Origin of the sequence: Hymenobacter tibetensis (genome assembly GCF_022827545.1) — a bacterium.
GTDB lineage: Bacteria > Bacteroidota > Bacteroidia > Cytophagales > Hymenobacteraceae > Hymenobacter > Hymenobacter tibetensis.
In genome coordinates this window covers 65,473-86,085 of record NZ_CP094670.1, presented here as the reverse complement: position 1 = coordinate 86,085, position 20,613 = coordinate 65,473, and the positions used below count along the sequence as shown (strand labels likewise).

16 protein-coding genes are annotated in these 20,613 nt (G+C 57.3%); 5 read left to right on the top strand and 11 right to left on the bottom strand.

Annotation, left to right across the window (positions count from 1 at the left end; translation table 11 throughout):
• Positions 1 to 175: 175 nt before the first annotated feature.
• The 9 genes from MTX78_RS23410 to MTX78_RS23370 form a co-directional block, all read right to left on the bottom strand.
• Positions 176 to 1,048: an AraC family transcriptional regulator gene (locus MTX78_RS23410; protein ID WP_243803002.1), complete on the bottom strand. Its 873-nt coding sequence runs from the start codon at positions 1,046 to 1,048 to the stop codon at positions 176 to 178.
• A gap of 114 nt (positions 1,049 to 1,162) precedes the next feature.
• Positions 1,163 to 1,492, bottom strand: a complete 330-nt coding sequence (locus MTX78_RS23405) for a Dabb family protein (protein WP_243803000.1) — start codon at positions 1,490 to 1,492, stop codon at positions 1,163 to 1,165.
• Between the two features lie 291 nt (positions 1,493 to 1,783).
• Positions 1,784 to 2,785 (bottom strand): glycoside hydrolase family 43 protein, encoded by a 1,002-nt coding sequence (locus MTX78_RS23400; protein ID WP_243802998.1) that lies wholly within the window; start codon positions 2,783 to 2,785, stop codon positions 1,784 to 1,786.
• Between the two features lie 236 nt (positions 2,786 to 3,021).
• Positions 3,022 to 4,188: a glycoside hydrolase family 88/105 protein gene (locus MTX78_RS23395; RefSeq protein ID WP_243802996.1), complete on the bottom strand. Its 1,167-nt coding sequence runs from the start codon at positions 4,186 to 4,188 to the stop codon at positions 3,022 to 3,024.
• Positions 4,189 to 4,292: 104 nt separating this feature from the next.
• Positions 4,293 to 5,279, bottom strand: coding sequence for a family 43 glycosylhydrolase (locus tag MTX78_RS23390; RefSeq protein ID WP_243802994.1), 987 nt, complete (start codon positions 5,277 to 5,279; stop codon positions 4,293 to 4,295).
• A gap of 257 nt (positions 5,280 to 5,536) precedes the next feature.
• The gene (locus MTX78_RS23385; RefSeq protein ID WP_243802992.1) at positions 5,537 to 7,357 is read right to left on the bottom strand and encodes a glycoside hydrolase family 2 protein; all 1,821 of its coding nucleotides are present in this window, start codon (positions 7,355 to 7,357) and stop codon (positions 5,537 to 5,539) included.
• A gap of 161 nt (positions 7,358 to 7,518) precedes the next feature.
• Positions 7,519 to 7,668, bottom strand: a complete 150-nt coding sequence (locus MTX78_RS23380; RefSeq protein WP_243802990.1) for a hypothetical protein — start codon at positions 7,666 to 7,668, stop codon at positions 7,519 to 7,521.
• 328 nt (positions 7,669 to 7,996) lie between these two features.
• The gene (locus tag MTX78_RS23375) at positions 7,997 to 9,574 is read right to left on the bottom strand and encodes a RagB/SusD family nutrient uptake outer membrane protein (protein WP_243802988.1); all 1,578 of its coding nucleotides are present in this window, start codon (positions 9,572 to 9,574) and stop codon (positions 7,997 to 7,999) included.
• Positions 9,575 to 9,605: 31 nt separating this feature from the next.
• A complete protein-coding gene (locus MTX78_RS23370; RefSeq protein ID WP_243802986.1) occupies positions 9,606 to 12,686 on the bottom strand; it encodes a SusC/RagA family TonB-linked outer membrane protein in 3,081 nt (1,026 codons plus the stop codon).
• Between the two features lie 978 nt (positions 12,687 to 13,664).
• Between MTX78_RS23370 and MTX78_RS23365 the strand changes: the two genes are divergently transcribed.
• The 4 genes from MTX78_RS23365 to MTX78_RS23350 all read left to right on the top strand — a co-directional run bounded on the left by MTX78_RS23365 (position 13,665) and on the right by MTX78_RS23350 (position 18,794).
• Positions 13,665 to 14,915 carry a DUF2264 domain-containing protein gene (locus MTX78_RS23365; protein ID WP_243802984.1) on the top strand — a complete coding sequence of 417 codons (1,251 nt, stop codon included), beginning with the start codon at positions 13,665 to 13,667 and terminating at the stop codon, positions 14,913 to 14,915.
• A 99-nt stretch (positions 14,916 to 15,014) separates the two neighbouring features.
• Complete coding sequence (locus MTX78_RS23360) at positions 15,015 to 16,223, top strand: DUF4861 domain-containing protein (protein WP_243802982.1); 1,209 nt, start codon at positions 15,015 to 15,017, stop codon at positions 16,221 to 16,223.
• Between the two features lie 590 nt (positions 16,224 to 16,813).
• Positions 16,814 to 18,139, top strand: a complete 1,326-nt coding sequence (locus tag MTX78_RS23355) for a glycoside hydrolase family 28 protein (protein ID WP_243802980.1) — start codon at positions 16,814 to 16,816, stop codon at positions 18,137 to 18,139.
• A 445-nt stretch (positions 18,140 to 18,584) separates the two neighbouring features.
• Positions 18,585 to 18,794, top strand: a complete 210-nt coding sequence (locus MTX78_RS23350; RefSeq protein WP_243802978.1) for a hypothetical protein — start codon at positions 18,585 to 18,587, stop codon at positions 18,792 to 18,794.
• A 36-nt stretch (positions 18,795 to 18,830) separates the two neighbouring features.
• Here the strand turns inward: MTX78_RS23350 and MTX78_RS23345 are convergent, their stop codons facing one another.
• On the bottom strand, positions 18,831 to 19,262 hold the full coding sequence (locus MTX78_RS23345; protein WP_243802976.1) for a hypothetical protein: 432 nt from the start codon (positions 19,260 to 19,262) through the stop codon (positions 18,831 to 18,833).
• Between the two features lie 474 nt (positions 19,263 to 19,736).
• Here MTX78_RS23345 and MTX78_RS23340 point away from each other — a divergent pair, with 474 nt between their 5' ends.
• Positions 19,737 to 20,258 carry a BLUF domain-containing protein gene (locus MTX78_RS23340; protein ID WP_243803118.1) on the top strand — a complete coding sequence of 174 codons (522 nt, stop codon included), beginning with the start codon at positions 19,737 to 19,739 and terminating at the stop codon, positions 20,256 to 20,258.
• A gap of 145 nt (positions 20,259 to 20,403) precedes the next feature.
• On the opposite strand, the gene MTX78_RS23335 is transcribed toward MTX78_RS23340, so the two are convergent.
• Positions 20,404 to 20,574, bottom strand: coding sequence for a hypothetical protein (locus MTX78_RS23335; protein ID WP_243803116.1), 171 nt, complete (start codon positions 20,572 to 20,574; stop codon positions 20,404 to 20,406).
• Positions 20,575 to 20,613 lie beyond the last annotated feature (39 nt).

Here is a 20,613-nt window from a genome sequence, read left to right as displayed (position 1 = left end):
ACAGTCTTATCAAGTGGAACAAAACGCTGCAATAGCACCCTCCGCCACCTGCTGCACGGCCGATGAGCAAGTAGTGGAGCACCTGCTATTGTATGAGCAAAGTTCCTCGCTGGCCCGCACGAGCGACATGGCCAGAAGACGGTAGAGTTTGGCTAAATGGCGGGAACTGCCAGCGCTACGCTTGCTTGTAAGCAGTAGGCGAAAGGCCGGTGCTCTTCTTGAAAAACCGGCTGAAAGCAAACTGGTCGGTGAAGTGCAGCTCGTTGGCTATCTGAGTCATTGGGAGCGTGGTGGTTTGCAATAGCGCTTTGGCTTGCAAGACTACGGCTTCGGTTATCAGGTCGCTGGCCGTTTTGCCGGTTACTTCCCGCACCATTTCGGTTAGGTACTTCGGCGAGACGCAGAGCTTGTCGGCGTAGAACGTTACGCTGCGCGCCGACGCGCTGTGGGTGTGGAGCAGTTGCTTGAACTCGGTGGTTAGTCCCTGGCTCCGAGGATGCGCCACGGCTGGCGGAGCGGGTTGCTGCTCGTATAGGCCGCTTATTTCGTACAGCAGCCCGTTGATGATGTTTTTGACAATATCCCGGCGGTTGGCGTGTGGGGTGCGGTATTTCTGCTGCAGAAAACGAAAAGAAGCGGCAATGTTCTCCGCTTCCGGGTCAGTAAGCGGCAGCACATACGCCGACGGGTTCAGCAAAAAACCGAGCTTGCCCACGTGCGCGTTGTTGGCAGTGATAAAGTCGCTGGTGAAAAACACCGACAGCGTTTCGTAGTCGTCGGAGATACGCGTCCACTGCTTGATGATGTTAGGCGTGACGACCACCAGGCAACCAGGCCCAACCACCGAGGTTTGCAGATTAACTTGTAGCTCGGCCGTTCCGCGCAAGCAAAGGCTGATTTTGTAGTAGTTGCTGCGGTACGGCAGATCGATGGGGGCCGCTGCGCGTCCACTCCCGCCAGCACAAGGCTCCGGGCAGAACACCTCGGTTGCCACCTCATCGTGGTGGGCAAACATGTGCAGCTGGTACGTCGGAATCTGGTTGTTCATGGCGCGCGGGTGGCAGGCGAAAGCAGGAAGGCAAGGCAGAAGTGCTAGCGGGGCCAGCGTGAGGCAACCAGTAGCAAGGAAAGCGCCGTAGCAAAAGCCACGGCGCTTTCAGGCTCAAGACAAAGGGCCAATGGCATCGTAAATCACAACCTTCTCCCAATACTGCGCATACTGGGTGCGAAACTCGTCGTGAATGGGGTCTACCTGATAGCTCTCCTCATCGGCGGCACTATCGAACAGGCACAACCAGGAGTAGGTGTAGCTGCGCTCAATTACGTCGCGGGTGGTGGCGGCTGGGGTGCCAATATGCGCTTGTTTAATGGAAGAAATGCGCTGCATACTCTGCAGTCCTTTCAGCAGTTGGGCTTTGTCGGCGTCGGTGGCCGTGGCGGGCATGTAAAACAGAACGTGGTGCACAAAGAGCTGAGGCTGTGAGGCGTCCATAAAGCGTTTAGAATGTTGAGAGTATAAGTGCGTTAAACAGAAGTTGGCTGCTATGCCTATCCAGTTATTCGCGAGTAATATGGGTAAATATCATAAATAAGGGGGCGCACCTACTTTTTTCCAGGGACGCATTTGCTGCTCAGTGTACCCCTAGCCCGGATACGGAAGGGTCTTAGCCAAACCGGTAAAGCAACAGGGCGGCCCCGCGGGGCCGCCCTGTTGCTTTACCGGTTAACCAGTTACTGACTGTTTGCTTCCACCGACCTCAGTGGCTGAACTTGTTCTGTGCTTTTAGGGCCGGTATGGCTTGCCCAACACCAGCTTATCACCCGACAAATCCACTTCGAACAGGTGCGGGATACGGCGGTACTTGCCGTTGATATCTTTGTGGCTGTGAACGGACATCAGCCACTTGCCATCAAAGGTGCGGAACAGCATGCCGTGGCCGTAGTTGGGCGGGGTGAGCGGCTGTTTCTCTTGCACCCAGGGGCCATCCAGGGTGCCGTTTTGGGAGTAGGCCACCCCTTGGGTGTACACGTCATACACCCAACTGGTCCAGAGCATACCCAGCCGCCCGGTTGTGGTGCGGAACAACCACGGGCCATCAGTTACTTTGTTGGGGCGGTCTTGGCCGTTTTTGTCTTTCTCCCGGCTCCAAGGCGATTCGCTGGCGCGAAACAACACCTTGCCGGTTCCTAGCGTGCCACTCAAATCGGGCTTCAGCGCTATCTTCTCGATGGTCCCATCCAAGATTTGTAGCCACTCATGGCAATAGATCAAATAGGGCTTCCCGTTTTTGTCGATCCAGAAGGTCCCATCCAGGGTGAGCTTGTTGGCCGGCAAGTAATTCGCGCCGTTGAGTGGGGTGTAGGGCCCTTCGGCCGTGTTGCTGGCCAAGACGTGGCTGGCTCGCCGTTCCAGCGCAACTCCCTGTACGGTGTCCACTTTCAGGTCGCGGTTGGTGAACGTGGCGAAATAGTAATACTTGCCTTTGAACGAATGGATTTCTGCGGCCCAGATCATGGGCTTGGGGCCCATCCAAGAACGTGGATCGGGCTTGGCTACTTGGTACGGGCCTTCCCACCGCTTCAAATCAGGACTCTTCCACAACAGCCCGCCCGTGCCCGTCATGTAGTATTGGCGGCTTTTCACATCGGCCAGAATGTACGGGTCGCTTAATCCTATGGAATCCAGCGGGATATTCTTCCGGACAACTGGCGGCGCTGCTCGCTGTGCCACTGCCAGCACGGGAAACGACAAACAGCTTACCAGCAACAACCACCTGTTTTTCATCGTGTAGCGCGTGGGGAGTAAGAATGTAAGAATAGTCGGGGGCTGTGCAGGCCCAGAAGGGTTTCAGCACACCCAACTGCTTGTTCAGGCTTGCGTTTCTAGCACAGCTACTGTCAGCAGATACGCCTGATAAACCCACCTTTACTTCGCCTGCGAGCTAAAATCGGCGTTTCCAACTCGTAGAGGCCGTAACGGTTTACTGAGGGCAGCAACAAACTTCCGTGGGGCAGGCAATGCTATTTATCGAGGTAGCGGTACATCTCACTGGCGGCCAGCAGAAAAGCTCCCACTCCGAAGTTAGACGTCGAGCTCTTGTCTACTACCTGGCCGGGAATGGCTTTCTCGCCGATGGGCTGCACGTAGCCGAGGGTGCCGTCGGGCTGTAAGGCCGTGGTGGTGAGGTAGTGCCAGGCTTTTTGCACTGTCGGCAGGTACTCACTTTTTTTCAGTACGCCGTTGTTGATGCCCCATAGCAAACCATAGGTATAGAAAGCGGTGCCGCTGGTTTCCGGGCCGGGGGCGTGCTGCGGGTCGAGCAGGCTGCGCGTCCAGTAGCCTTCGGGCTGTTGCGAGGTTTTGATGGCAGCCGCTAACCCCTGGTACTTGCTTAAGTACTCGGCGCGGGTTGGGTGGTTGGGGGGCAGGTCTTCAAGCACTTTGGCCAGCGCCGCCAGTACCCACCCGTCGCCGCGGGCCCAGAAGTCCTTTTTGCCGTTCACCGACTTGTGCTGGGGGTACACGTATTTAGCGTCGCGGTAGTAGAGGCCGGTTTCGGGGTCGTGCATGATGCTGTTGGCATAGCTGAAATACTCCTGCATCTTGCTCAGGTACTGCGGGTTTTTCGTTACGCCGTACAGCTTGGTCATCACCGGCATCACCATGTAGAGGCCGTCGGCCCACCACCAATAGTCGTTGCGGTCAGTGCTCATTTCGTACTCCATCACCTCGCGGGCCCGGGCAATACGCTCCGGCTCCGGCTTGAGGGCATACAGGTCGATGTAGGTTTGGAAGCACACCTGCCAATCGCCAAACAGCACGTATTCAGGCGTTTCGCCGTACTTGTACTTCCAGTTGGCTTTATCGTCGGAGGTGGCGCCTTTCCACTGGTTGTGCACGGCCCAATCCTCGGCATACTGGCGGTACTTCTCGTTTTTCGTCACGGCGTACGCGGCCATGTTGCCGGTTTGGTAGGCGGCCTCGTCCCAAAACGAACGTACCTGCGCCGGGTGCCCAGCCTGCCAGTGGTCGTTTACTTTGGTGAGTAGCGCCAGCACTTCGGCTTGCTTGGGCTGCGTGAATTGCACGCTGGAGCCAGCAGTTTTCTGGGAGGTGGCGCAACTAGTGCTTAGCAGGCCGGCAGCAGCCAGCAAGGCGATGCCCATCAGGCGTTTGTAGGTTGTCATGGCTGAAGTGGGGCGTGTGTCAATTTCACTGGCTGGATGCCGACGTGTGGTTGTGCAGACACCTTGCTACTCTGGTGATTCGCTTTTCATTATGGGTTCCGGCGTTAGGGCCGAACTGACGAAGCCGGACGCTTGATTCTGGTGGGCTTTACGACCTCGAAAACATCGACTGGCAGGATGTTGCCTTGGGCGTCGAAGCGCATGGGCGAAAGGCAGGTTTCGCGGTTGTAGCCGTTGCCGCCCGGGATACGGAAGCGGTGATAGGCCATCACCCATTGGTCGGTGCCGGGCACTTGCAACACCGAGTGGTGGCCGGCGCCTTTCACCACGCCTTTGCCCTTCAGCACCGGGTTTTTCTCGGCTTTCGTGAACGGGCCCATTGGTGAGGTGGCCGTGGCGTAGGCCACGGAGTAGCGCGGGTCGCGGGTGTCGTACTCGCTCCACATCAGGTAGTACTTACCTTGGCGCTTGAACACGAACGAGCCCTCGTTGTAGCCTGGCGGCTTGAACTCCACCACGGCCGCTGGGTCGAAGGATACCATGTCGGCGTTGAGTTTCACCACGTGGCACTGCCCCTGTCCCCAGTAGAGGTAGGCCGTTCCGTCATCATCCACCAGCACCATCGGGTCGATTGTCTGGCCCTGGAAAGCACCTTTGGCTATCAGGGGCTTGCCTAGCGGATCTTTAAAGGGGCCGGTGGGCTTGTCGGCTACGGCCACGCCAATGTTGGCATCGGCCGAATAATAGTAATAGTACTTGCCGCCTTTAGTGGCAATGGCTGGCGCCCAGGCGCGGGCTTTAGCCCAGGTCAGGTCGCGGGGCAAATCGAGGATGACGCCTTCCTTCTTCCACGTTTTCAGGTCCGGCGACGACCAGCAAGTAAACGCCGTCGACATCCATCCCTCCGTCCCGTCGGTGGTGGGGTATAAGTAGTAGGTCTGCCCATAGGCGGCAATGTGCGGATCGGCGTACACGCCGGGCAGCACGGCGGTGGGTGCGTGCAGGGTGTCCGCAGGCAACGACCGTTGTGCCTGACTGGCGACGATAGGCCAGCTACTGAGCAGCAGCGGCAAGAGAAAACGAATGCGCATCACAAAATTTAGGTTGATTACACGCTACGGATGTGCGGCGCCGACCATTAGCCGGACAGGTTCCCACGCCAGCCCAGCCATTCCTTCCGAAGAAGCGCAGCATCTTCTTTCTGCCTAGTGCGCCCATCCCCATTACGATGGGCGCAACCCAAGTCCGGATGCTACGGCCGACGCCGCACAGTACGTAGTGTATGGTATTGGTAGCCAGTTGCTACCTGAACGTCACTGTTTTTTGCCTACTGCCTGTTCAGCCACTTTTACTTCAGCTTCCAGTCTGCGTAGAACTTCTGGAGGGTGTAGAACGCCTTTTTTCGTTCGCCACGGTCGGAAATCAGGCCTTTGCGGTTCCAATAGTCCTGAATACCGGGTAGGGGGCGGCGGGGTGAGCGGAAATCGGCCAGGATCCAAGGGGTGACGCCGCGCAGGAAAGGAATGCGCTTGATCATGGCCAGTTGGTGCTGGTAGAAGTTGTCCTGGAACTCCTCGGTGAAGCGGGCCGTGGCTGCACCGTGCATACCCGCCACGCAGTCGGCGCCGGTTTCGCTGATGATAAGGGGCTTGTCGTAGGTGGTTTTCCAGGTTATGTTGTCGCAGTCCTCGATTTTGCGGCTGTACCACCCGATGTACTCGTTGCAGCCGAGCACGTCGAGGTACTGGCCCAGCGGGTCGTCAATCATCATGGTGTTTTCGGTGGCGTTGTGCACTTCCAGCGCAGCCGTTATCAGGCGGGTATTGTCGAGCTGGCGGGCCGTTTCGATCTGGCTCTTCAGGAAGTTGAGGCGGCTGTCGCTGAGCGGTGTTTCATTGGCCATCGACCAAAGCACCACCGACGCCTTGTTTTTGTCCCGCGTAATCATCTCGGTAAGCTGCTGCTTGGCATTAGCCAGCGTAGCCGGATTAGCCCAATCGATGGTCCAGTACACCGGAATTTCCGACCACACCATGAGGCCCATCTTGTCGGCCAGGCGGGTCATGTTTTCGTTGTGCGGGTAGTGCGCTAGGCGCACGTAGTTGCAACCTAGTTCCTTGGCCCAGCCGAGCAGGGTTTGGGCGTCTTCCATGCTGTAGGCGCGGGCGCCCCGGGTCGGCATTTCTTCGTGAATGCAGATGCCTTTGAGCAGCACCGGTTTCTTATTGAGCAGAATATCAGCGCCTTTGGTTTCGATGCTGCGGAAGCCAATTTCATCTTCCACAGTTTCGCTGCCGCTCGTAATCTGCACCTTGTACAGCTTCGGACTCTCCGGCGACCATAGTTTAAGTTTGGCATTGCTCGTCAGCTTCACCATGCCGCTGGCGTCGGGGGTGCCGGAGAGCTTCACCTTGGCTTCCGGAATGCTGACCGTGACGGGTTGGGGGCTGGTGCCGTTGGTTTTCACCCACACATCCAGCTTGTTGAGGCTGCCTTTGGCGAGTTGCACGGTGTAGTCTTCCACAAAGGTGGCGGGCACTTCCACCAGCTTCACGTCGCGGGTGATGCCGCCGTAGTTCCACCAGTCGGTGTTGGGCGTAGGCACGGCTTCCTTTAGGCGCTTGTCGTCGGCCTTCACCACTAGAAAGTTGCCTTTCTCCTGCAGCAGGTCCGTGACTTCCATGTTGAATGGCGTAAAGCCCCCTACGTGGCGGCCGATTTTCTTGCCGTTGAGGTACACATGCGCATCGTAGTTGACGGCGCCAAAGTGCACAAACACGCGGTTGGTGGCGGCTTTCTTGGCGTAGTCAAAGGCCTTCTTATACCAGATAGTGCCTTCGTAGAGCTTCAAATCCTCCCGCTGCGAGTTCCAGTCGGAAGGCACATACAGCTCATCGGACATATCGAAGTTGTACTCGACCAGTTCCGTGGCATCCTTGGCCTTGCGGTCTTTGAAGAAGCCGTTCGGGTCTTCGGTCATGCGGTAGCTGAAGAAGCCCGTTTCGTAGGGGTCGACGATGATTTTCCACTTCCCATTCAGGCTAGTGGTAGCCCGGTGGTCGATGTTGGTGATAAGGCTGGCCGTTTGAGCAACCGTTTGGCCCCAACTGAAGCTTAGCAGCGCTAGCAGTACACTGTATATCCTTGCTTTCGAGGAATGAGAATTCATTGAGTCCGACTTGGTGTAAGAAAGTAAGTAGCCCCTACACACCTCTTCCGAGAGAGGGGTGCCAGATGAGCAGTTGAAGGAACACGCGCCCCGCTTCCGGAAGAAAACGGGGTAGGATCTTCAAGTTTAATTGGTGCGGCGGACTTCGCCGTCGGTTTTTACTACTTCCAGAATGGGTTTTCCACGCCCACCAACTTGTCTTGCTGGGGCTCAAGCATTTCCAGCACTACTACTTCGTTGGCTCCTTTCTGCAGCCACTCCGCCGGCACGTGCAGGGGTTGCTGAGGGCCGATTTCCCAGTAGCGGCCCAAGTTGGGGCCGTTAAGCCACTCCTTTGCCTCACTGGCTCACGTCGAAATAGGTATCGGCGAGCTTGCTTAGGGTGAAGCTGCCGCGCCGGATAACCGGGGCGTTGGTGGGAGGAACTACCTTGCCTATTGCAGATAGCACGTTTCGCTACGGCCGGCAGCACGCCGGCCGTAGCGCACTGCGATTATTGCCAGTAATGTACCGTTGCTTGCCGGACCTCGGACCTGGCTCCTCACTTAGAGCCCAAGCAGAGCTAGAAGGATTTGCTTCAGCCTCGAAGCTAAGACATGCAGCAGGCTGCTACCAACGAGTAGCCTGCTGCATGTTAGATTAGTACCCGTTGTTTTGACCTAGAGGAGCGTCGCTATTCAAGTCAATGGACGTTTGCGGGATAGGCAGCAGCAGATTTTTGGTGGTCAATCCCGTTACGGATGCACCGTTCAACCGCAACGTACGCTCCACCAGGGTGCCGGTGCGGACCAGCGTGATACGGCGTTGCTCTTCCCCAATCAGCTCACGCGCCCGCTCATCAAGAATGAAGTCGAGCGTCATTTGGCTGGCCGTTACCTGAGGGGCTTGCGCGCGGGTGCGGAGCGCATTGACGCTAGCAGCCGCTTCGGCCAGCTTGCCTTGCTTGAACTGCGCCTCCGCCAGCAACAGGTACGTTTCGCCCAGGCGCATCATGGTAATGTCCTTAATGGTGCCGAAGCCAAACGTGTCGGCGGGGTCGAACTGGTTCCACTTGGTAGTGTAGGGCGTGATGTTGTAGATGGTATCCGAGCCCGACAACCCCGTCACGCGCCGGCCGAAGGTAGCCGTTTGGGTGGGGTCATTGTAGTAGAAGCGCCGCTTGAGGTTGTACTTCGAGTTGCGCATGTCGGGGGTGGTATACAGCCGATAGTCCACCCAGTTGCTGAGGCGCAACCGGCCCAGGCCGCGGCCCCCGAGTGAGTCGGCCAACGCCATGCCTTTAATGTTATAGTACGCGGGCACCCACATCCGCCGCTGCTGGGCGTTGGTAGTACCGCCGGGCACCAACAACTGTTGCTCGATTCCCCAGATAACCTCGGTGTTGCCTTGGCTACGGCGTTGGTTGCCAATTACAAACATGTCGGAGAAGTAGTCGCCGGGCTGCATGGAACGCACGCCGTAGCGGGCCGAAACGAGCCGGTACAGCCCACTCGAAATAACGGCTTGCAGCTGTGCTTCGGCCAGCGCGGGCTGGTTCATACGCAGGTACACTTGCCCCAGAAGCTGCTGCGCCGCTGCTTGGGTGATGCGCCCCGACGCGGCCTTGTTGGCCAGAAACAAATTCGGAATAGCCGTTTTCAGGTCTTCCGCAATGAAGTCGTTGACCGTGGCGACGGGGCTCCGCGTGAAGTCGGTGCGCGGCGAGCTAACCGGAACGTCAATCAGCGGAACGTCGCCCCATAGCGTGGCCAAGAAGTCGTAGGCATAGGCCCGGAAGAAGCGGGCCTCGGCGCTGATCCGGTTTTTGTATCCCTGCCGCAGCGTAGCGGGCGCCGTAGCCGTGCCCTGGATAATCTGGTTGGCGTTGTTGATGGTGCGGTACGCCCAGCTCCACATAACAGCAGAGGCTTGGTCTTGCGAGTTGAGCAGCGTGTAGTTGTAATAGGGTATTTCGGCGCCCTGCACCTGACCGGGAATGGCTACGTCGGTGCCGAGCTGCATCATACCAAGCAAGCCTTGCTCGTCGGAACGGGTGTACTGCTCGCGCACCACCGACTGTAAACCCGCCATGGCCGCTTCAAAGCCCAGCGAGTCCACAAGCACCACTTGCGGGGTGTAGAGCGAAGCCGGAGCTTCATCCAGGTAATCATCTTTACAAGAGCTTATCAACTGGGACGTGACCAGCAAAGCCGTACATGCTAACGCAAAACGTTTCATATGTTGAAGTGATAAAATCGGGGTGGGAGGGTTAGCGCAAGCCAATGTTGAGGCCGACCACGAACGTGCGCACAGTGGGGAAGTTGGGGTTGGAACCCGCGGTGCCGCTGTTGACGCTGGTAGTCGGGCTGAAATTGGTGGACGAGGTAAGCAGGCTGACCGGGTTGTCGATGTTGCCGGTGCCGTTGCCGAGGGTGTAGGTCTGCTCTGGGTCCCAGCCCACCCAATCGGTCCAGGTATAGAGGTTGCGCCCGCTCACGTACACCGACAGCGCGCCGAGCTTAAGTTTCTCAACCAATGGGGCCGGGAATGCATAGTTGAGCGTTACGTCCTGAAGGCGCGTGAAGCTGCCGTTGGTGGGGAAGCCGTAGCCGCGGGGGTTGATGTAGCTCAGGCCAGGCCGGTCTTGGCTCTGGTTTGCGGGCGTCCAGTAGCCTACCTCCTCCGGAATGTTCAGGCGGCCACCTAAGTCCAAGAAGTTCAGGTTGTTGTTGTTTTTGAGCACGCCCTGCACCGTCCGGATGAACACCCGCAAACTGAATCCTTTGTAGGTGAAGGTGTTGGTGATACCGCCTTGCCATTTGGGCAGCGTCGTGCCGAGGTACTTGCGGTCGAGGCTGGTGATTTGGCCGTCGCCGTTGAGGTCTTCAAACTTCAGGTCGCCGGGTTTGGCGCCGGCATCTTTGCCGGCGGGGTCTTCACCCTGCTGCCACACGCCCGTTTTCACGTAATCGTACACAGCCCCCAACGATCGGCCAATGAAGAGGCGGTTGCCGATGTCGTCGGCGTCGGTGTAGCCCAGGCTTAGCAGCCGGTTGCGGTTGCCCGAAACGTTCAGGGTCGTTTCCCAGGTGAAATCGGGAGTCTGCACGTTGGCCGTCGTCAAACTCATTTCTATCCCTCGGTTACGCACCGAACCCACGTTGTCGAGGATGGTGTTGTAGCCCGAAACAATCGGAATCTGGCGGTTGAGCAGCAGGTCTTCGGTTTTGGCATTATAGTACTCCACGGTACCCGTAATGCGGTTTTTCAGGAGTCCAAAGTCCACGGCGTAGTTGACGCTGGTGGTTTGCTCCCATTTCAGCTGCGAGTTACCGATGCGGTCGGCACGCAGGCCCGTAGCCGACACCCCGCCGTACGCATATTGCAGCAGCGCGTTGCCCGTGATGGTCTGATACGGGTTGATGCCTTCATTGCCCGTCGTGCCATACGAAAAGCGCAGTTTCAGTGTGTTCACCGTCTCCTGGTCTTTCAGGAATGCCTCGTTGGCTACGTTCCAGCCCAAGGCTAACGAAGGGAACGTGGCGTACTTGCTGGCATCGGCCCCGAACACCGACGAGCCGTCGCGCCGGGCCGTTACCGTAAGCAGGTAGCGGCTATCGTAGTTGTAGTTGAGGCGGCCCATCTGCGATACCAGCGTCCGCTCTTCGCTAAACGAGCTGATGGTGGGCGCGTTGGCCCCCGAGCCGATGCTGTTGAAGCCAATCCGGTCGTTGATGAAGCCGGTGGCCGTTTCGCTGGTTGTGAAATAGCGGTTTTGCTGCGCGCTATACAGAGCGGTTAGGTCGAAGTGGTGCTTGCCGATGGTCTTGTTGTAGAACAGCAGGTTTTCCACCGTGTAGTTCTGGCGCTCGTCGTTGATGAGCTGGGCGGTGCCGCGCAGGTCCCCGAACGGCCGGCCCGTATAGTTGGCGAAGCGGCCGGGCCGGTACGAGTACGTGGCATTCACCCGGTACTTCAATCCTTCCACAAAGGTGGGTTCCACCTCGGCGTAGCCGGTGCCGGTAAGCTGGTTGACGCGGTCCTCGCGCTGCGTGGTCAGGCCGAGCAGGGCGTTTTTAACCAGCTGCTCGGGCGGCTGCGGGAAAATAGTGTAGGTACCATCGGGGTTGAAGGGCGTGGCATACGGGCTCAGCACCTGCGCCAGACTCAGGTCGGCGCGGCCGCCATCGTCGTTGGACGTGGAGTAGAACGAGGAAGTACCGATGCGCAGCCAGGGCGTTAGCGTGGCATCAATATTCGAGCGCAAGCTGATGCGCTGAAACTGGTAGCCCTTGATGATGCCCTTCTGCTTGAAATAGTCGCCCGATACAAAGTACTTCACGTCTTCGGTACCACCCGAAATGGATGCGTTGTGGTCTTGGATAGAGCCTTGCTGCTGAATCAGGTCCATCCAATCGGTGGTGCGGCCGGCATTGTAGTTTTCTACCTCCCCAATGTTGGGCACCGGCGTCAGGTTGATGCCGCGCTGCCGGGTAAACTCCTGCCACTTTTCAGAAAACGCCGGCCCATCCAGCGGGTGGAGGTTGTTGACCATGTACTCGGGTCCGCCGTAGCCGTTGTAGCGAATCTGGGGCTTGCCCGATTTGCCGCGCTTGGTGCTCACCAGAATTACCCCGTTGGAGCCCCGCGTTCCGTAGATAGCCGTCGAGGAGGCATCTTTCAGAATCTCAATGGAGGCAATGTCGTTGGGGTTGATGTCGTTGAGGTTGCCCGGAAACGGCACGCCGTCCACCACCAAGTAGGGGTTGGTGCCGGCCGTAATGGAGCGCACCCCCCGAATCTGAATGTTGGGCTGGCTGCCCGGCACGCTCGAGGGCGCCGTGATAGTCACGCCCGCCACAGCGCCTTGCAACGCTTGCGCCACGTTGGAAACCGGAATCTTCTCTAAGCGGTCCGTCGGTACCGAGGCGACGGAGCCCGTTACGTCTTCCCGCTTCTGGGTGCCGTAGCCGACCACCACCACTTCGCTCAGCGCCTGGGCGTTGGTTCGGAGCTGGACCTTGAACGAAGTGCGTCCGGCAATGGCTATTTCCTGGGGCAGGAAGCCCACCGACGATACAACCAGCGTACCGCTAGCGTTGCTCTCGGGCACCACCAGCGTAAAGCGGCCTTGGGCATCGGTACCGGTCCCAATAGTAGTGCCTTTCAGGACCACGGTAGCACCGGGCATTCCTTCGCCTTTGTCGTCGGTTACCTGCCCACTGATGGTGACATCGGCAACGGTGGAGGAAGGGAGTGGGGCAGTAACTGAACTGCCCGGAACGGGGGCCGCAAGCACAACTTGCAAGGGTACCAGCGTTCCGCAGAAAAGTAAAGATTGTAGCCTCATACATGTGGAAGCTTATTTCCGGTTGGGTCGGAAAGAGGTGGGAAAAATGGGAACAAAACGATACGTCGAAAGTAGGTCTTCCCACGGGCCACGGGCGGGGGAGTTTTCGCCAAAAGAGGGGGGTAAATTCTGCTACCGCTCCAACAAACCGCCCTTTTTCCTTGATAGCCCAGACAAAATACCCCTCATTATTCTTCACCCAGCCCACGGCGCTACGGTGCTGCTAGCGCAAGCTTCGGAAGTACCACCATTAGCATATTTTCTTGTAAATCACAGGCATACGAGCCGCATACACCGACCAGTGGCACCTGAAAAACACTACCACTACCGCACAAAGGCACTGTTTCCTACTCAATCGGAGGCCAGACGCAGGAGTTCATCACGCAACGAGTTCAGCAAGGTGCTGCGCGCTGGCACAACGTGGTGTGGTACCACTTACTCACCCCGTTTTCACCCAGTAACTCCTCCCTCCTACTAGCTCAACGGCGGAGGGTAAAAACTCTTAGTTCATCCGTTGAAGAGAAACAGCATGGGCAGGCTAGGCATGGTGGTGCCAGTGGGGTGGTCGCCCACCCGATTCATATGGGGCTAGAAAATTTCTCGCATAACAGCAAGCAGGATGGCGTCGGGTTAGCATCCGACGAATAGGCACCCCATACTTTCCTAAAATGCACCCCTACTTTCTATCGAACAGCCCCTACTATTGTGGCTGCTTGGCAAGCCCGCCAAACGCTCTGTCCGGCAGCAATTCACCGTTGGAGTTATCTTCCGCTGCCTACCTTCTGCTTTCCCACTCCCTTCCACATTGCATAGCTCTCGTTTTTCTCTTTGGTTTGCTGGTGCCTCGTGGTCTGTTGCAGAGGCTACGGCCAACGGGGCACCCGCCACGCCCGTAAGCGCTGCCCGGTCCACCGGTACCTTTCGGGCAAGCCAAGCGGGAAGCTGTCAAGTGGAAGCAACCCCAGCCATCTGTACGCTATGAAAAGACGCTCCTTTGTTGCGCGAGCCACTGCCGGACTTTCAGTGCTGGCGTTACCCTTGCCCACCTCCTGGGCAAGCGGCGCGGCTCCGGCCACCTCCCCCGCCAAAGGCTCCGACCGGGACTATTGGCTCACGACGCTACTCAAGATTGCAGAGCCCGTGTTGAAGGCAGCAGCGCAAGGCCAGCTTAAAGCCATGATGCCGGTGGAAGCCGCGCCCGGCCAGGAACAAGGCCGCCGCAAGGTTACGTATTTGGAGGCGCTGGGCCGCACGTTGGCCGGCGTGGCCCCGTGGCTGGAACTCCAGGACGTACCCGCCGCCGAAAAAGAGCGGCAACAACGCTACGCCGACTGGGCCCGGCAGGCCATCAGCCGCGGCGTAGACCCTCAGTCGCCGGATTTTCTGAACTTCACCCAAGGCGGACAGCCAGTGGTTGACGCGGCTTTTCTGGCGCACGCTCTGTTGCGGGCCCCCACGCAGCTTTGGGAGAAGCTGCCCCAAGCCACGCAGCAGCAGTTGGTTGCGGCCCTGCAAAGCAGCCGCGTTATCAAGCCGGTGTACAGCAACTGGCTGTTGTTCAGTGGTATCATTGAAGCGGCCTTGCTGAAGTTCACTGGCAGCGGCGACCTGATGCGCATGGACTACGCCATCAAGGAGCACCTGACCTGGTACAAGGGCGACGGCACCTACGGCGACGGGCCCGACTTCCATTGGGACTATTACAACAGCTACGTTATTCAACCTATGCTGCTGGATGTGGTGGGCACCTTGGTAGCGGCGGGCAAGGAAAACAAGGAGTTGCTGGAAAGACTGCGCGCCCGCGCTCAACGCTACGCTCTGGTGCAGGAGCGCCTGATTGGCCCCGATGGGTCATTTGCCGCGTTTGGCCGGTCGTTGGCGTATCGGTGCGGAGCGTTTCAGCACTTGGCGCAGGTAGTGTTGCAGCAGCAACTGCCGCCGGAGCTACCGGCCGGACAAGCACGAAGCGCCCTCACCGCCGTTATTCGGCGCACCATGGAGCCCAAAGGCACTTTCGACAGCAAGGGCTGGCTGCAAATTGGGTTGTGTGGGCACCAGCCGGGCATCGGGGAGGGCTACATTTCCACGGGCAGCCTGTACTTGTGTTCCACTGCGTTCTTGCCACTGGGTTTGCCGGCCACGGATGCCTTCTGGGCCAGCCCCGCCCAAGACTGGACCGCTAAGAAAATCTGGTCGGGCCAAGATGTCAAGACCGACCATGCCTTGTAAGATCATGCTCGTTTAGCTGCGAACAGGCTATTGGGCGGACTTTTGTTCGGCTAGGGCTTACTTGCTGGTAGTTGCTGCTGCCCTTATTCTCTTCACGTTATGGTTGTCTCTCTGTTTTCGTTTCTCGGTCCTGTTTCCTTCGCAACGCTATTCGGAGCGTTTTCGCCGCCGCAGGTTCCAGCCAAGCCTGCGCTGACCGTTACGGTACGCAACAAGCTGAATTTCGCCCGGCCCGCCGAAACCATCAGCTTGCCTTGGGCGAAGCTGCCGGCCGCAGTTCGTCAGCTGGGTGCCACCACCCTGCAAGTGCGCGACGCCGCCACCAAGCAGCCGCTGGTAAGTCAGGTGTTGGACCTTGATGCCGACGGCCAGCCCGACGAACTGTTGTTTCAGACCGATATGCCCGCCAAGGGCCAGAAGAAATTCACAGTAGAGGCCGGCCAACCCGCTGCCGCCGCCCCAGAACGCACCACGTTTGCTCGCTTCGTGCCGGAGCGCACCGACGATTTTGCCTGGGAAAATGACCGGGTAGCATTCCGTACATACGGCCCAGTAGCCGAACAAATGGCCGACAAGAAAGACCCAAGCGGCACGCTTACCAGCGGCATGGACTGCTGGCTGAAGCGGGTGCCCTACCCCATCATCAACAAGTGGTACGGCCGCCACGTTAATGAAAAACCGTTCGCCTACCACACCGACATAGGCGAAGGCTACGACCCCTACCACGTGGGCGGCAGCCGCGGCGTGGGTGGCACGGGCGTACTGATTGACAAGAAGCTGTACACTTCCCGAAATTTCACCAGCTACAAAATCCTAGCTGCGGGGCCTATCCGCACGGTGTTCGAGCTAACGTATGCCCCCTGGCAAGCGGGTGGCCGCACCATCACCGAAACTAAGCGCATTTCCCTGGACCTCGGCTCCAACCTGACGCGCTTCGAGCAACACATGTCAGCCGATACGCCCCTACCCAACTGCACCATCGGCCTGACGCTGCACGAGCAGAAAGGCGAGGTGCAAGCCGACCGCAAAGCCGGGTGGTTTCGGTATTGGGAGAAGATTGACGACTCGTATCTGGGCACCGCTGTGGTGGCTGAACCGCGCTACATCACTGATTACCAAGACCACCGCACCACCGAAAAAGACCAGAGCCAGTTGTGGATAGTTACCAAGCCTACTCAAAATGTGGTAGTGTTCTACTCGGGGTTTGGTTGGCAGAAAAGCGGGCAATTCGCTTCCGCTGCCGCCTGGGACGCTTACCTCGCCAACTTCACCCAACGCCTGGCCTCGCCCCTACAAGTGACCATGTAGTAGGTGCTCACCGAGCACTAACTCGCGCTTGTTGAATTACTGCACACAAGGGTTCACCTATTCATTACCGGGCTTCAACCTGGGCTTTTCGGCCGTGTTTGTAGCAGCAAGCACTCACCCGCTCACTTCCTTGCAGTGCCCTGCTTGCTTGTAGCCTGCAAGGCCCACTAGACGACGAAGCAGCTGCACCAACAGTGAATAGCCCAGAGTTCATTGCCCATCCACTGAGGCGTCGTCTGGTTTTTAGGGCATAGCACCCTTAAGCACAGCTTGCACTCTAGCCAGGTTGCCACTGCCTCGTCGGGTTGCTTTCTAATCTCGCTAGTTCGATGAAGAAGCTGGTGTCGTACTGTTCCATGAGTTTCGTGGCCGCTTAACGCTACTGCCAGGCACTACATACACTCCTAGTTTCTATCCGTTAGCTGGCCATCGGGGCAGAGCCAGACGGCTGTTCTTAGTGTTTAGAACCAACTTTCAACCATCATTTAGGATGGCACACGGGCGAAGTAAACGCCGTTAGCAGGTAACTACAGAACAGTACTCCCGCTGGGCACCTGCTTCTTTGTGCTATACATCCTTTCTTCCGCCCTATGAAAGTTCTTCTCGCACTACTTCCTATTGTGTTAACCGCTTTTTCACTGCCTTTCCGGGCTGAAAGTCCACGCACAGAAGTAGCCGCGCCCAAAGAATACGTCATCACCCAGTTCGGGGCGGGCACTGATAGTACTCAGCTCAACACCCAGGCCATTCAGCGCACCATCGACAAGGCTAACGCTGATGGTGGAGGCACAGTGGTTATTCCGAAAGGTGTGTTCCTGAGCGGAGCGTTGTTTTTCAAGCCCAACACGCAGCTACGCTTACAGCAAGGCGCGAAGCTAAAGGGCTCTGATCGAATTGCAGACTACCCGCTGGGCCCGTCGCGCATGGAGGGCCAGAAGCTGGATTACTACGCGGCCCTGGTTAATGCGTACCAGGTGAACAACTTCCGCATAACTGGCCCCGGTACCATCGACGGGAACGGGCTGCGGTTCTGGAAAAGCTTCTGGGCGCACCGGGATTCCATGCAGAAACTCGGCAAATCGTCCACCAATTTAGAGGTGCATCGGCCCCGGCTGCTCTTTATCTGGGGCTGCAATAACGTGGCCATCGAGAAAGTGAAGCTGCACAATGCTGGCTTCTGGACCACGCACCTGTATCAATGCAACAACGTGCTAATAGAGGGCTGTGATATTCGGTCGCCTTTCCGGCCGGTGAAAGCGCCCAGCACCGACGCCGTGGATATTGATGTGTGCAAGAAAGTGACCATTCGTAATTGCTACATCTCGGTGAACGATGATGGGGTGGTAATGAAGGGCGGCAAGGGGCCCAACGCTCAAAACCTACCAGAAAACGGCCCGATAGAAGACGTTTTGGTGGAGAACTGCACGTTCGGGGAAGTGCACGCAGCCATGACTTGCGGCAGTGAGTGCATTAACGCCAACCGCATCACCATGCGCAATTGCAAAGTGGAAAACGACCGGCCTTTACTGCTGTTCAAGATGCGGCCCGATACCTACCAGGTATACGAGAACATCACCATTGAAAACGTAACCGGCCGCTGCGGTACTATCGTCACGCTTTCGCCTTGGACCCAGTTTTTCGATATGGCGGGGAGCACCAAAAAACCCTTCGGCACTATCCGCAACATCACCATCTCCAACGTCAAAGTGAAGTGCAAGCAGTTCGCCGTATTGAATGGTAACCCAACCGATAAGGTTGACAACATCACCTTCAAAAACGTGGATGCCACGGCCGAAACAGTGGCTTTCCCTAACAAGTACCCGGAAGTGAAATTCAAAGACGTCACCCTGAACGGAACTCCCTTAAAGGCTGCAAAAGCAGAAGGTCCAGTGGTAAACCCCTTGAAGCCAGACTAGAGCGCTACCACACTTCTACAGCCCCAACGCACGCGCGTCACAAGCAAAGCCCCTCTGCCAGGGGCTTTGCTTGCTTTTAGCACATCAGAACCTCAAAGGGCTCTACACCCGCACAGTTACCAACGACCCTGTTTCGTCTTCGATGCAAGAAGCTTAGCTAGCCGAACCTTGGGAGAATGTCAGAGCAGGTATAGTTTACTATTTATTGGCGTGGTGAAGTGCAGGTGCATGTCACTATTTGGGCACTTCACACACTAATAGCTTACTGTCTATGTGGGCAGTTGCTTGGCCCAAAGAGGCAGCTCTTATTATTATAGTTATATTATCTTACTATAATACCAGTCGCAAAACAAAGCCGTTTGTCCTTTTATGTGGCTTAGGTTGCGCCGAAATTTGATGGCATAAACGCCATCAATTCGCTACCACCTACCTATTTGCTCGCCTCGTGGAACTCACTGCTCTCGCTCTATTCTTAGCTGCTACTCCTCAAGCCTTACAGCCACTGCCCGACTACACTACCCTTGATGGCACGCCAGTTTCGCACAGCGTTGGGTCTGCCGCCCTACGCAATGGCCACGCTGTGCTAATAGGGGAATTGCTGGTAGGCACTTTCGCTGCCGCTTCCTCTTCGGCAGCATTGCTATTTGCTGCTTAGAAAGCGCAAGGAAATTCAGCGTTAAATAGTTTTTTGCTAGCTGACAGCTTCCGTGTGCGGTTGCTGGCAGCTACGCAACCACTCTTGCGCTTCCTCGACCGTGTGAAAAATCTGCAACTCCACGGCCCCCGTTACGGGCTTAGGGAATGCCAGCGTAAGCGCGTCCACGCGCGTATCGGCCTGCACGACGTGGGCTATGTAGTGTAAGCCAATCTGGAGGGCGTGAGGCAGCCACGCCTGCTGCAACCATTCCACGGAATCAAACCAGGGACCTTGCAGCGCTACGTTGTCATTGAGCAAGTACGGGCAGTGGAATGGCTCGGCGTTGGTCAGGTAGTTTTCGGCCCCTCGCATGGCTTCTAATGGATCCACATATCCTCGCCACGTGGCGCGTAACCAGCCCTCTTTTTCTTCGAAAGTGAGTGTACAGCGGCTTCCGTCAGAGTCGGGCAGCAGGTGAATCAGCATAGTAAATCTGAAAGCGGGGAAAAACTAGTTTGTGTGGGATGCAAGCTGCATCAGGAGTTTGCACTAAGAGCAATACTGCCCCATGGGGCTGGTGCCCTGTTGGCGCTCAACCAGGGAAATACGTAGCTCAATGGGACATTCACTTTGATTGTGCCAGAAACCATCGGCTGCAAAGCCACGCAGCACCGAACAAAAGGCTTCGACACGCATCAAAAAAGCTGGAAGAGTACGCCACAAAGTTGCTCGACTGCAGGAGGGTTAGCAAGGAGAAGAATACTGAATTGTTTCCGCTATAAATACGGACCACATCCACGACCATTTTTTCAGGCAGCCTCTCCCAACAAGGTGGCTCCTTACGTCGCCTAGTATCTACTAGGCCCAACTTCTTCCCCGAAAGGTACTCCTTTACCTGCATGCGCGCCAAGTGTTACTGTTGCGCTTGCCAACGCAAGGACGGCAGCCGATCTTCGAGCCATGGATCCGCTGCTCTCTTATTCAACTCTAAACGAAGGTGCTTCCCTTACTTCCGAAGAGCTTACCCAACTTAATACCCACTCTCTCCCCGACCTCAGCGTTGCGCCAGAATCGGACCTGTATCAAGTGTTCTATCAAAGCCAAGCAGCCCCCTTTTTACCAACCTTACAGCAACTGCGCGCCATTCTTGACTGGTCGCGTCCCTACAACGCCGCCCACCAGATTACGGGGTTGCTGCTGTGCACCGAAGGCCAATTTCTTCAGTTATTAGAAGGCCCTAAGGCAGAAGTATGTGCGCTGTTCGCCTCCATCAAGAATGATCGGCGGCACCGACGCGTGCGGCTTGTGCGCGAACGGGCCATCACCTGTCGGCACTTTCCGCAGTGGCACATGGGCGTTGGGTATGTATCGGCGGCCGAGCTAGCCAAGGTGGTAGCAGGCGTACAAGCCCCGGCTCCGAAACGAAATTTGCGCTTTAAAAGCCCGCACGTACAGGGGCTGTGGCAAGCCGTACGGTCGTAGTCAGGAAGCACTAAGCAGGTGCATGCTAGGGTAGCTTGACAGAACGCTCCACCAGTGCAACCCGACTACCAGTTGAGGCAAGTATCTGAAAAAGGTGGTGCCTACACCGCGTTGGCTTTGGCACCTTGTGCAACTGCTGGCACCCCTAACCGCCGAAGCCAAGCGCCCCGCAGTACGCCCAAAAATGCGCCGCCGCAACCTGGAGCGCCACGGCGTTAACGCCTCTACCCTGCCCATCGGCTACGCCCCCTGGGTTCAACTGGCAGGTAGCAAGAACAGCCAAGCGGCCCCACCAATTGTTGGTTGGTTTATCCATCGTATGCGCTGTATCCGTACTGCGTAGCTGGTGATGGTC

Bases quoted from the DNA above. Each gene is read 5' to 3' on its own strand.
- MTX78_RS23410 (WP_243803002.1), bottom strand. From the start codon at position 1,048: ATGAACAACCAGATTCCGACGTACCAGCTGCACATGTTTGCCCACCAC.
- MTX78_RS23405 (WP_243803000.1), bottom strand. From the start codon at position 1,492: ATGGACGCCTCACAGCCTCAGCTCTTTGTGCACCACGTTCTGTTTTAC.
- MTX78_RS23400 (WP_243802998.1), bottom strand. From the start codon at position 2,785: ATGAAAAACAGGTGGTTGTTGCTGGTAAGCTGTTTGTCGTTTCCCGTG.
- MTX78_RS23395 (WP_243802996.1), bottom strand. From the start codon at position 4,188: ATGACAACCTACAAACGCCTGATGGGCATCGCCTTGCTGGCTGCTGCC.
- MTX78_RS23390 (WP_243802994.1), bottom strand. From the start codon at position 5,279: ATGCGCATTCGTTTTCTCTTGCCGCTGCTGCTCAGTAGCTGGCCTATC.
- MTX78_RS23385 (WP_243802992.1), bottom strand. From the start codon at position 7,357: ATGAATTCTCATTCCTCGAAAGCAAGGATATACAGTGTACTGCTAGCG.
- MTX78_RS23375 (WP_243802988.1), bottom strand. From the start codon at position 9,574: ATGAAACGTTTTGCGTTAGCATGTACGGCTTTGCTGGTCACGTCCCAG.
- MTX78_RS23370 (WP_243802986.1), bottom strand. From the start codon at position 12,686: ATGAGGCTACAATCTTTACTTTTCTGCGGAACGCTGGTACCCTTGCAA.
- MTX78_RS23365 (WP_243802984.1), top strand. From the start codon at position 13,665: ATGAAAAGACGCTCCTTTGTTGCGCGAGCCACTGCCGGACTTTCAGTG.
- MTX78_RS23360 (WP_243802982.1), top strand. From the start codon at position 15,015: ATGGTTGTCTCTCTGTTTTCGTTTCTCGGTCCTGTTTCCTTCGCAACG.
- MTX78_RS23355 (WP_243802980.1), top strand. From the start codon at position 16,814: ATGAAAGTTCTTCTCGCACTACTTCCTATTGTGTTAACCGCTTTTTCA.
- MTX78_RS23345 (WP_243802976.1), bottom strand. From the start codon at position 19,262: ATGCTGATTCACCTGCTGCCCGACTCTGACGGAAGCCGCTGTACACTC.
- MTX78_RS23340 (WP_243803118.1), top strand. From the start codon at position 19,737: ATGGATCCGCTGCTCTCTTATTCAACTCTAAACGAAGGTGCTTCCCTT.
- MTX78_RS23335 (WP_243803116.1), bottom strand. From the start codon at position 20,574: ATGGATAAACCAACCAACAATTGGTGGGGCCGCTTGGCTGTTCTTGCT.